This window comes from Vibrio sp. V10_P2A27P122 (genome assembly GCF_963874335.1).
In the GTDB taxonomy this organism is placed as follows: Bacteria; Pseudomonadota; Gammaproteobacteria; order Enterobacterales; family Vibrionaceae; genus Vibrio; species Vibrio anguillarum.
The window spans coordinates 1-3,886 of record NZ_CAWNHY010000151.1; the positions used below are offsets into that span (position 1 = coordinate 1).

1 protein-coding gene is annotated in these 3,886 nt (G+C 43.1%); it reads right to left on the minus strand.

Features of this window, described 5'->3' with window-relative positions; all coding sequences use genetic code 11:
- Positions 1-369: 369 nt before the first annotated feature.
- On the minus strand, positions 370-3,762 hold the full coding sequence (locus AACQ17_RS07320; RefSeq protein ID WP_026028236.1) for a response regulator: 3,393 nt from the start codon (positions 3,760-3,762) through the stop codon (positions 370-372).
- Between the last annotated feature and the right edge of the window lie 124 nt (positions 3,763-3,886).

The following is a 3,886-nucleotide window of genomic DNA, read 5'->3' on the forward strand; positions in this document are numbered from 1 at the left end:
ATCTTGCTCACTTATAGTTTTATCGTTAATTTTTTTACTTAAATTAATTCTGCCGAATTGTTGTGATTCGGTTCGCAATCTGGATCTTTATTCATCTTCAATTGAAAATCTGCTGGTGAAATTGCCTAGAAATCAGTTTTTACTTCCAATTTTCATCATCATTTCTCCTCTTTTTTTCTATTGAGAAGTAAGGTTTATAATACCCAATAAATAAGGCGCACCAGAGTAATGGATGCTTGAGGTTAACATTGATTAAATTTAACTAGTCATAACTCTGGATGCATCAATGGGGTGGTTGTTCCGTTGATGGTCATGGAAATATAGTGATAAAAAAGCCTGCAGAGTGCAGGCTTAATGGTGTTGATGTACTTAGAGTGATGAGGTCAGTAGCTTTTGCAATTTATCGCGCTGCGCTTCGATGTGAGAGCGTTCAGGGCCGTGCTCCTGACAATGATCAAGAATGTAATCTAACGAATTAAGAACGGTACGCCAGCGAGGTGTTTTAGGCAGTGTCTCGATACGTAAGTACTTGTCTAGTGTCCGAGTCTGTAATGTGCTTCTATCGAGATACACTCGCCATAGCCCACTCTGCTCTGCAAAGGTAAACTTGCTTTGGTTACTGACCCGTTCCCAGTAATCTAAAGCACTGGTCATTGCTTCAACCAGTACTTCGCGCATTAAATCTTGCTTAGATTGACTCTCTCCCGATACTTTGTCGGCGATACGAGTGAACTCGCCACCGAGTTCTTTGAGCTGTTGCAGTTTTTCTTTATCGCCTTCAAATGCGTAACTGGATAGCGCTTCAATAGCGGTTTCAAGGTTATTGATGCGCGCTGCATTGATGTTTCCACCTACGTTAAAGATGTACATAGCCTGCAACCCAGAGCCATCCGGTAGTCGTAACACATCAGCAGACATATGTTGACGTGTATCTTCGACATAGATATCGATATTACCGCAGTAATGCTCTTGCTCGACGACTAAGTATTTGGGGGCGATGAGTTCTTCCGCATTTGAGCGCTTTAGTTGTTCTTGGCTGCGCTTAAATAACCGAGCAGCCGCTTCGTTCGCAAAGCGGATTTTATGATCGTCTCGAATGCAAATAATGGCCTCAGGAGCGGATTCAAGCTGCTCTAGTAGACGGCCTTGGGTTTCCAATAAACTGGCCTCTACCATTGCTCTATGCTTCAGCTCTTGTTGCAGTTGGTTGTTCTCAATACGTCTTTGTTCAGCTTTGCTGGCCGTTAAATGCGCCGTAATACGTGCAGCGAGCTCTTGCTTATTAAAAGGTTTCGATAAGTAATCGTTCGCTCCCGCTGCAAAACCACGAACTCTATCGTCAGTTTGATTTAATGCCGTCAACATAATGATAGGTAGCTCGGCATGATCGTATGTTTCTCTTAACTTTTCACAGACTTGGTAGCCGCTTAATCCTGGCATCATAATGTCGAGCAGTAGAAGTTCCGGTTTTTCTTTTTCGACCGCGCTAATGACTTCATTGCCATCTTTAGCGGTGCGGACTTGATAGCCTTCTAAACGTAGGAAGCTGTCTAGGACACGCAGATTGACGGGTTCATCATCTGCTATCAGTAGCACTGGGCCTTCTTTATTTTCAGGTAGTGAATGCATTTCAGGCAGTTCAATGTCTGAAATGGTCGGAGATTGGAAATGGCCAGCTTCCATATAGCTTGTCGATTCAATTTCCGCTTTTGATGCTAATGGTAAGGTAAAGCTGAATGTCGTACCGACCATAGGTTGGCTACTGACATAAAGCGTTCCTTGCATTAATTCGATCAATTGACGGCTGATCGAAAGGCCCAAGCCTGCGCCTTGTCGATAACGACTAGCATCTTGCCCTGCTTGAATCAGTGGCTCGAAGATGTGTTCAAGTTGTTCAGCAGGAATGCCTTGCCCCGTATCGACAACTTGGACACGAATCTTGTCATCAACCACATTGGCTGAAATGACAATTTTCCCTTCAGTCGTATATTTAATGGCGTTTCCTACAAGGTTATAAAGCACTTGCTCTAATCGTTGTGGATCGGCAGAGACCCAAATGCATTCATCAGGGATTTGGTTTATTACGCGAATGGGCTTTTTGTTGAGTAGATGGTTAGACAGCTCTAACACTAAGCGTGTTGCGCCGGATAGATCAACAGCACACTGTTTGATATCCAAGCTGCCATAGCGCATCTTATGGTAATCGAGTAAGTCATCGACCAAGTTTGTCAGCCGTTGTCCACTGCTGATGATTATGCCCAATTGATAACGGTGATCGGCGGTGATAGTTCCACTTGACCCAGAGATCAGTGCTTCTGCAATACCGACCATACCGTGCAGCGGTGTTCTTAATTCATGTGACGTTGTGGCTAGGAATTCATCTTTTAGTTTGTTAGCGAGATGCAACTCATCGTTCTGTTTGCGGATTAATTGAATGTTGCTTTCGAGCTCTTTATTTTGCGCTTTAATCAGCTGCATTTTTTCTCGGATTGAACGCTGCATACGCTCAAAACTCACTGCGAGTCGACCAATCTCATCTTTACGATCGGTATTGATAACATTTTCATCTAAATCCCCAGCTGAGACTTTTTCTGCCGCCCAAGTGAGCTTCAGTAGGGGAGAGGTAATAAAATTAGAGAGATAATGTGAAGCGATGACGACTAAAATAATCGCGGTTAGCATGGCGAAAATAAATAACTTCTCAAGCTGATGAACTCGCGCATAAGCCTCTTTTTCTGGTATCTCTACGACCAAGGCCCAATTGATGTTTTTGTTTGCAACAGGTGCATAGGCGGCAATGGTTTTCTCATTCAATGTATTAGTGTAAGTACCAACGGCACTCAATCCAGAAAGCGCAAGATTGATCACTTTTTGACTAGTCTCGATTTCTTGCTGCGTGTAAGAGAGTATTCGAGAATGATGATCTTGCCCGACGAGTAAAGTCCTTATTTGCGATGTCGCATTGGTGTCAGCAACGAGCTTTGTGATGCCATTGTTTGGTAGGCGGAACATGGCGTAGCTGTGCAGGTAGCCCTGTTGAATAATGGGCGCGCCAAGCCAAGCAACTGATTGCCCTTCTTGTTGTGAAAAATCAGAAATAATGACTGGTGTATATTCTTCATTGATTTTTCGTTGTTCGCCAACTTGCTGCTCTAACTGGCGGAATGTTTTACCCAGATTGCTATCTTTGTATTTTCCGGTCAGTAAATTCGTCCCATAGTTGTCGTGCTTATAAACGGAATAAACGACATCACCATCGAGATCCACCAGTAAAATATCGTCAAAATCAGAACGTTTAAGCAGTTCTAAATACGCCCAATGATAGCGTTTGTGCAGTAAGCGATACCGTTCACTGCCTACATAGCTGCTCGATTGTGGCAATATTGACGTTTTTATCTGATCACCAGAACCAGGAATATAACGCTGCTGGGCATGCTCACGAGCTTGATCAATATCCAGACCAAGTCTTTGGAACGCATTGACTAAGCCGTAAAAGCGCCCTCCACTAGCATAAGCTAACTCTGAACGGACAAAACCCATCACTTCTGATTCTTTGGCCGTGAGGTAATCGAGAACTTGCTGTTGCTTAGTGTCTCTGACTGACAATAAGTGAGACGTGCTTTGTTCTTGAAGATCTTTAGTGTGTGATTGCAGAAAAAAAATGGCAGTCACAGTTAAAGGCGTGATGCTCAAAACGAGAAAAGCCAGCATAAGAGTATTTTGCAGGCGCTTAAATTTTTGCTTACGAGAGAACCTAAACATAGAAAAAGGCATTACTTTCCGTGAGGCTTTAACGGCATGAGGTAGTCGTTAAAGTGAATGAAAAAAACAAAGAAAACCTAAAGTGACGAAATTAACGAGTTTTTTTACTTTGACAAGTAAGTCC